This window comes from Sporomusa sp., from assembly GCF_035561255.1.
In the GTDB taxonomy this organism is placed as follows: domain Bacteria; phylum Bacillota; class Negativicutes; order Sporomusales; family Sporomusaceae; genus Sporomusa.
In genome coordinates this window covers 1-7,797 of the sequence record NZ_DATMXX010000032.1, presented here as the reverse complement: position 1 = coordinate 7,797, position 7,797 = coordinate 1, and the positions used below count along the sequence as shown (strand labels likewise).

General features: G+C 43.9%; 7 protein-coding genes and 6 tRNA genes. 10 read left to right on the top strand and 3 right to left on the bottom strand.

The genetic code is table 11. The annotated features are described in order from the left end of the window. Positions 1-60: 60 nt before the first annotated feature. The 3 genes from VN379_RS01645 to VN379_RS01635 all read left to right on the top strand — a co-directional run bounded on the left by VN379_RS01645 (position 61) and on the right by VN379_RS01635 (position 3,057). Positions 61-1,479: an SLC13 family permease gene (locus VN379_RS01645; protein ID WP_325530137.1), complete on the top strand. Its 1,419-nt coding sequence runs from the start codon at positions 61-63 to the stop codon at positions 1,477-1,479. Between the two features lie 317 nt (positions 1,480-1,796). Next, positions 1,797-1,872: transfer RNA gene (locus VN379_RS01640), tRNA-Trp, on the top strand. Between the two features lie 441 nt (positions 1,873-2,313). Further along, the gene (locus VN379_RS01635; protein WP_325530135.1) at positions 2,314-3,057 is read left to right on the top strand and encodes a formate dehydrogenase accessory protein FdhE; all 744 of its coding nucleotides are present in this window, start codon (positions 2,314-2,316) and stop codon (positions 3,055-3,057) included. 50 nt (positions 3,058-3,107) lie between these two features. On the opposite strand, the gene VN379_RS01630 is transcribed toward VN379_RS01635, so the two are convergent. Genes VN379_RS01630 through VN379_RS01620 form a run of 3 tightly spaced genes read right to left on the bottom strand, consistent with a single transcriptional unit; the run spans position 3,108 to position 5,783 of the window. After that, positions 3,108-3,905 carry an ABC transporter ATP-binding protein gene (locus VN379_RS01630; protein WP_325530133.1) on the bottom strand — a complete coding sequence of 266 codons (798 nt, stop codon included), beginning with the start codon at positions 3,903-3,905 and terminating at the stop codon, positions 3,108-3,110. Positions 3,906-3,929: 24 nt separating this feature from the next. Further along, a complete protein-coding gene (locus tag VN379_RS01625) occupies positions 3,930-4,676 on the bottom strand; it encodes an ABC transporter permease (RefSeq protein ID WP_325530132.1) in 747 nt (248 codons plus the stop codon). A gap of 30 nt (positions 4,677-4,706) precedes the next feature. Continuing rightward, positions 4,707-5,783, bottom strand: a complete 1,077-nt coding sequence (locus tag VN379_RS01620; protein WP_325530130.1) for an ABC transporter substrate-binding protein — start codon at positions 5,781-5,783, stop codon at positions 4,707-4,709. Between the two features lie 144 nt (positions 5,784-5,927). Between VN379_RS01620 and VN379_RS01615 the strand changes: the two genes are divergently transcribed. From VN379_RS01615 to VN379_RS01585, 7 genes are all read left to right on the top strand, one after another. Then, complete coding sequence (locus tag VN379_RS01615) at positions 5,928-6,590, top strand: hypothetical protein (protein WP_325530128.1); 663 nt, start codon at positions 5,928-5,930, stop codon at positions 6,588-6,590. Positions 6,591-6,629: 39 nt separating this feature from the next. Then, on the top strand, positions 6,630-7,004 hold the full coding sequence (locus VN379_RS01610; protein WP_325530126.1) for a response regulator: 375 nt from the start codon (positions 6,630-6,632) through the stop codon (positions 7,002-7,004). Between the two features lie 138 nt (positions 7,005-7,142). After that, a tRNA-Asp gene (locus VN379_RS01605) sits at positions 7,143-7,219 on the top strand. A gap of 4 nt (positions 7,220-7,223) precedes the next feature. After that, positions 7,224-7,299 (top strand) — tRNA-Phe (locus tag VN379_RS01600). Positions 7,300-7,304: 5 nt separating this feature from the next. Then, a tRNA-Gly gene (locus tag VN379_RS01595) sits at positions 7,305-7,379 on the top strand. A gap of 4 nt (positions 7,380-7,383) precedes the next feature. Then, positions 7,384-7,458 (top strand) — tRNA-Cys (locus VN379_RS01590). 127 nt (positions 7,459-7,585) lie between these two features. Further along, positions 7,586-7,674, top strand: a tRNA-Leu gene (locus VN379_RS01585). Positions 7,675-7,797 lie beyond the last annotated feature (123 nt).

Sequence of the window (7,797 nt, the reverse complement as noted above, 5' to 3'; positions counted from 1 at the left end):
ATAATTTATAAAATTATAAGGGATTCATTAATTAATAAGTAGTTACAGGAGGTAGTTGTGGTGACAGAAGCCAAGCGGATCAATTGGTCAAAAATTATTGGCGGGATTATTGGCATTATTATCGGGTTCGCTATTGCCAATATTCCTGCGCCTGCGGGGCTTTCCCCGCAGGCGATGTGGGGAATAGGAATTTTCAGTTGGGCAGTAGTTTGGTGGATCGCCGATGTGCTGTCTGACTTTGGCACAGGCCTTTTAATGTGTTGTGCCTGGGCAGCGTTTAAAGTAGTTCCTTTTTCCATAGCGTTTGCCTCTTTTTCGACAAGTACTATCTGGATTATTGTTGGCGCCCTTGGTCTTGGCGTGGCTGCAACCAAAAGCGGTCTGTTGAACCGGGTAGCGTTGATAACCATGAGCAAGTTTCCGTTAACCTTTGGTGGGCAGGTACTGGCTTTACTGAGCGCCGGTCTGGTTCTGACCCCGTTTATTCCCAGTGGAACTGCCAAAGCAGCTGTGTTGGCCCCCTTTGCGCGATCAATTTGTGATAATATGGGGTATGCGAACAAAAGTCCGGGAGCGACTGGACTATTCAATGCGCTATTTGTGACGACAGGGTTGGCATATCCAATATTTCTAAGCGGTAATTTCCTGTGCTATGCCATTTTGGGGTTATTACCCAAAGACGTACAGGCTCAAATAACCTGGGGAACCTGGTTTATCAATGCCTTGCCGTGGGGGCTTACGATGCTTGTTTTAAGTTACTTTGCTATCGTAGTCTTATACAAGCCGAAAGAGACTAAGCCAATGAGCTCCGGTTTTATTACAGAAAGACTGGAGAACCTTGGTCCTCTGACCAAACACGAAATTATTACCGGCGTAGTTCTCATCATAGCGTTAATTCTGTGGATGACAGAGAGAATGCATGGGATTGAATCAGCTGTTGTGGCTTGTGTCGCAACGATTGTCCTGATCACTTTTGGTGTTTTCGACCGTAATGCCTTTCGTGCTAACATCGCCTGGGATGCCATTATATTTATTGGAGCCCTTATTAATGTATCAGGTGTTTTTAAGACACTTAAAATTGACGCCTGGATCGGTAAAGCTCTTGCTCCTTATTTGTCACCGCTCGTGTCGGGCAATATTTTTCTGTTCATCATTCTGCTTTGCTTAATCATATACGTCGTCAGGGTGGTTCTGGTATCCCAGCTTGCGACTGCTGCCATACTGATCCTCGTGCTTACTCCATTCAGTATTCAAGCGGGAATTAGTCCTTGGGTTACCGCTTTTGTTATCTTTGTTGCCGTCAATGTATGGTACACATTTTATCAAAATGCCAGTTTTTTAGTTGCTTACTATGCTACCGGGGGGGATATGGTAGAGCATAGACATACAATAAAAATGTGTGTGGTTTATATGGCAGTCTCTCTCCTTGGTTTGCTGGTCAGTGTACCGGTATGGAAGATGACAGGTCTTATCCGTTAGCATTAAGACAAAAATCTTGTTAAAAAATCAAGGGGCTGTCGAGTTAGAGTCCTGAAAAAGCAAAAATCGGCAACCGGCAGTCGTGATATGCTCCCATTGTGGTAGACCGTTGAAATAATAAAACTGTCTACTGCAAGGGATCATATTTTTGTGTACGCCCAACTTGGGCGTCTATATGGTGGATGCTTTGAGCGCAACCGCTCTGATTTTAGGTTAGCAGTACTGCGTGGTAGGAGCAGTTGTTCTTCTCGTGTGTTGTAAAATTAACCTTGCTTATTATTACTACATGTGATATTATTAGTTTCTGCGGTAAGTATAGGGGTATAGCTCAATTGGTAGAGTAGCGGTCTCCAAAACCGTTGGTTGAGGGTTCAAGTCCTTCTGCCCCTGCCACAAAACAAAGGAACCTCTCAGTTGAGAGGTTCCTTTGTTTTGTTTATTGGCTGAACGGCGGTTTGGCTATTTTTCGGTGATTCAACATCCTTGCTTTTGATATGTTCATGGTGCACAAATGAAGTGTTCTTTTTATGAATGAGACAGATTGGTCTACGAAATAGTTCCACTCAGCATTAAATTATTACATCTTAGTAAATTTTGCTATCGCTTATCAAATAATAAACTCATAATAAATACAAAGCGTACAATCTGAATATTATAAATATTTATACACTGCTGCTTTTCTACCACGTAGCTTAAATAATAACCTTAGTATAAGGAGGTAATTATGAGGCTGAACAGTAAGTACAGGCTATCTGCTTTTCCAATGGCTGTGTTAACGCCTGCTTCAATTCACCCTGTGTCGAAGGCATTAATCACACCCCCTGGAGATGTAAAATGATCAGGGCTAATAGCGGCAATTACTTTAAAATACGCCAATGTCTTAACCAGTGGCAGCAAGAGGCGGTGTGTAAGGCAGCTAAAGCGGAAATAACCCGATATGCCGATGATTGGAATAGACGAATAGCTGCCGGATTGCCGGCTTTTGACGAAGCTGTATTTCCGCTGGCACTTGCTGCCGATGCTCTTGTGAACGTGTCTGATATAATTGAAAAACAGTTAGTATCACACGAAAAGGCCCAATATCTTATCAAGAGTTATCTCCAGAGTAAAACTTGTGAAGAGGTTATTGCCAAAGGTTTGTCAGATAATCAGTTACGTATGTACATTCACCTTGTGTGTCTGACCGTGATGAACATTATGGCTGAGAATATCTATTGTGAAGAAGTATCGCAGTCATGGCTGCAGAATATCTGTCCGGCCTGTGGTTCAGCTCCGGCGTTAGCGTATTACGACGACAATGGTAAACGAAAACTGGTGTGTGGTACATGTATAACTCATTGGCAATTCAAGCGTCTTGGTTGCGCCGTCTGTGACGAAGAAAATCACAACAACATACAGATAGTGAAATGTGGCAATGATTTTCCCGGATGGTCTGTGCAGGTTTGTAAAACATGCTACAGTTATCTAAAGGTGGCAGATCTAAGGGAGCTTGACCAAACGCCTGACTGGATAGTAGCCAATGTGTCTACATTACCAATGGATTTTACGGCAGAGAAATGGCTGTCAGAGAATTTCTAAGGCTTAGCAACGAAAATCCACTGAGGATAATTCTCAGTGGATTTTTGTTGCTAGTCAGCCTGCATTAATTCTTTTACCTTTAATACCTCTTCACGCAGTGTCAGCCAGATCATCTGGAATAATTCATTATAACGCAGCGTAGTACGGATTGCTGCAATATCGCGAGGCCGGGGAAGGTCAATTTCTATAATTGCCTTTACGGTGCCTGGATGGGCTGTCATAATCAGGATGCGATCACTAAGGCATAGGGCTTCATCAATGCTATGGGTGATAAAGACAGTGGTCTTCTTGCTTAGTTCCCAAATCCGCAGCAGTTCCTGCTGGAGAAGAATCCTGTTTTGCTCATCAAGTGCACCGAAGGGTTCATCCATTAACAAAATCTCAGGGTTATTGGCAAAAGCGCGAGCTACACTTACCCGTTGCTTCATGCCACCTGACAGCTGATGCGGATAGGCTTTAGCAAATTTGGTTAGACCAATCATCCGGATATATTTTTCGGCAATCTCATAACGCTCTTTTTTCGGTATACCTCGCAGTTTAAGGCCATACGCTACATTGTCAATTACAGTAAGCCAAGGAAAGATAGACTGTTCTTGAAATACCATTGAGTTTACCGGACGGTCGCCTGTTGCAATCATAATATCAACTGTACCAGTTGATGCGGTGTCCAAGCCGGCGAGAATGCGTAGTAGTGTAGTTTTACCACAACCGCTGGGGCCGACAATGGAAAAAAACTCACCGGCACCGATAGCAACGTTGATATCAGTAAGAGCGGTAATCTGACCACGGCTGGTAATGAAAGTTTTTCCGAGATTGTTTAAGATAATGCTGGTGCTGTCGTAAGGCATAGCCGCACCTCCTTAAAGTCTGCCTTAGTTGGTTTGTTTCCACGGAAGTACCAGGCGTTCCATCCAGTCAAGTACAAGTGAAAAGATATAGCCAAGTACTGATAGGGTGATTAGAGCAACGAACATTTGTTCAATATCAAACATGTCATAGGCTCGCCATATCATCCATCCGACACCGGCTTTCGCAGCCGACATTTCAGCAGCGACAATCAGGATTAACGCCATGCCCATGCCAAGTTTTAGTCCGGCAAATATCATGGGTAATGCCCCTGGTAAGGCTACCGTGAGGTAGAAATCTTTGCGGCTGGCGCCGAAATTTTTAGCAACCTCCAGATAGATTTTGTCAATGTTTAATACCCCGGCCATGGTATTAATGACTACCAGATAGAATACACCAATTGCAATTGTGAAAATCTTAGAGGTTTCTCCAAGCCCGAATATCAGGAGAATCAATGGCATTATAGCCAGTTTTGGAATGGGATATGTAGCTGCTATCATCGGTTCGACAGCCGAACGGACAAGCGGGGAAAGGCCCATGCTCATGCCGATGAGAATACCAGGGATGGCTCCGGCGATAAACCCCCAGATGACCCTCATAACGCTTACCCAGGTGTTGTAAAGCAGGTCACCGGAAATAAGCAGCGGGAAAAAGGCCTGGAGAATAAGCGAGGGACTTGAGAGGAGGCGGGTGTCGACAAAGCCTAGCCGGGCGGCCGCTTCCCATAGCAATAACAGAGTTAATGGAGAAAGTACTGAAATGGCTGTTTTCACTTAAATCAGCTCCCGGTATACGACATATGGCTATTGATATTTGCCTAAGGTTTTTACGGCAAAGTCCACATATTTGTTGTCAACGGCATCATCTAGTTTGATATCAGACTTAAGCAGATTATTTTCTTTATACCATGTTAAATCAGCAGCAATTCCATTCATTCGCAGATACCCGTCAGGATTAAGCCCGGTAGGAAACATTTTTTCGTATAAAGCCGGGTCCTTGATGACAGAATACTTGCACAACATATCAATTACCGCAGCTTTGTTCTTATTCTTGAAAAAAGCATCATTGTAGTCACGCATCGACTGAACATAAGCGGTCATAAAACGATTAGCCACATCTGGGCGGGTAGTCATGCTAGTGCCGTACACTAACAATGCAATTTGAGCGTCAGGGTCATATTCAGAGGGATCTTTCCAGGGGTCAATTATGCCTTTGGCGATTCCCTGGGTTACAAAAGGCTCAATAACCATGGCGGCATCAATGCTTTTGTTACCCAATGAGACAAGCATATCGGGGAAAGCACGAATTACCTGCATATCTATATCATTGGTGGTTAACCCACCTTTGGCTAAAACCCGTGCCAAACAAATCTCATCTAATGAGGCTGTGCCAACAATGGCAATCTTTTTGCCACGCAAGTCTGCGAAGCTTTTCAGTTCATTAGCCAGATCTTTTCTTACGACTAAGCGATAATAACCCTGCCCTGGAACATTAATTCCTTTATCGGCGACAATTTTGACAGGTATATCACGGGACATGGCATTTAATAGCCCGGAAGCCGTTACGGTTGCGCCAACATCTAATTGCCCTGCAGCCAGTTGATTAATCATCTCCTGTCCGGAATTAAACTGTACCGGGTCGATTTTGATACCAAGATCCTGATAGTAGCCTTTGGCCATACCGATGAGAATACCTGCATCAGAAATAACCTGTTTCATACCAACCTTTACCACCGTTTCCTGTGGCAGTGTAGTTAAACTAGGAGCCCAGGCAGGACCTTTTGACGGAATCGTTTGGGTGACAGGTGCCTGACTGCAGGCAGTAATAAGCAAGGCAAATACAAGTAAAACAGATAGTAGTCCTCCCCACCGTTTCAACATATTGCTCCCTCCTTGTCATTTGAATTGATTCTCGTAGGAACTACTTCATACTATTCAAAGTTTATTTTTTGGTTACTCGTTAGGCAGGTTTTTTTACATCAAATCAAGAATACTAATCAAGAGGTTAGAGGTGAGGACTAGTATATGGAAAAGATTATTGAACAAGTAACAGACTGGGAGTTTTTGAGGAAACTTCCCCTAGAGATTTACGGGTTTACACTTATTAATGAGTTTATGACCTGCGGTTCCCAGTATCGCATTTTTACATATAACAATCAAAGTGCCAGGCGTAGCTTTACTGTTATGTATGATAAAGCGACCAAGGATTTTTTAGTCCGTACGGTAATTGGTTTAACTGAACTTTGTGATATTAGTTTTATAACTGGGAACTTAGCTGCGCTGGAAAAATTATTGACAGAACGGATGGATAAAACGCTATGGGGATTAGCTCACTTTGAACCAGCCTGCTTGTGTGCGCAATTTGCAGGAAAAAAAATTACTGAGTGGGCCTATACATCACAGTTACCTAAACAGTTGGCAGGATTTGAACTTTTCATAACCCCGCAAGAACCCTTTAAGGGATTGAATGGTTCCTATGTTATAATAGACTACAGTGACTTTGCTACAGAGAGTAACCTTGTTGTAAACTATAATATATTTCGTGATCAGTTTTTTAGTGAAATACGGCTCAGACGAACGCCGCTTATGACATCTGAATTTGATGCCAAGACACTGCCAGACCTTGAAGAGCGCCTAAAAGGAAATTTAAATCCAACGCTTGAACAATTGAGGTTAAAGTTACAGTGATCTATAAGTATGAACGCGCCACATAAGGGAGGATATTGTATGTCGAGGATTTTAGTTTGCGATGATTCAGCGTTCATGCGGATGATGTTGAAAAAACTGCTAACAGAGAAAGGTCATGAGATTGTTGGTGAGGCCGGTGATGGAAAACAGGCAGTTCAGCTATACCGTCAACATAAACCTGATCTGGTTACTATGGATATCACTATGCCAATAATGGACGGGATTGAGGCTGTAAAGCATATTCATGAGGAAGATACGCAAGCGCGTATTATTATGGTAACCGCAATTGGGCAGCGTAGTATTATTACTGATGCAATAAAAGCAGGCGCTTCAGGTTTTATCATAAAACCCTTTGAACCGGAACAGGTGGACGAAACGGTAAACAAGGTTTTAGCTGGGTCAAATATATCTTAGTCGAAGTACTTGACGGTTTTATACTATATGAGATATAATGAATTTCGTTGCTGTTCTTGTATGATAGAAAACTGGTTATAAATAAGTATTGACTTTATTACCGAATTATTATATAATTTACTTTGCGATTTGCTAAGTGGCCCTGTGGTGTAGCGGTCTAACATGCCGCCCTGTCACGGCGGAGATCGACGGTTCAAATCCGTTCAGGGTCGCCAATTTGCCTCGGTAGCTCAGTCGGTAGAGCAGAGGACTGAAAATCCTCGTGTCGACAGTTCGATTCTGTCCTGAGGCACCATCTAAGCGGAAGTAGCTCAGCGGTAGAGCATCGCCTTGCCAAGGCGAGGGTCGCGAGTTCGAATCTCGTTTTCCGCTCCATAATGGCGGCATAGCCAAGAGGTAAGGCAGAGGTCTGCAAAACCTTTACTCCCCAGTTCGAATCTGGGTGCCGCCTCCAATCACACCGCACAGCCACCTTAACGGGGTGGTTTTTTATATCGCCGGCATTCCGGATGGCGCCATGCGGCTATTGCATTGCCGGGCGGTTTACGGTATAATAATTTTGCTGTCTTTGCAGCACCCATGCCGGGGTGGCGGAACTGGCAGACGCAACGGACTTAAAATCCGTCGGGTGGCAACACCCGTACCGGTTCGATTCCGGTCCTCGGCACCAGCCAAGTCCGAACAGGTACCAGAAAAATACTGGTGCCTGTTTTTCATTTGTCGCGCCGCCCTGACGGTGATGCGCCAATAAAGGGCCAAATTAACGGCGAAAACCGTATTGACAGATCAACCG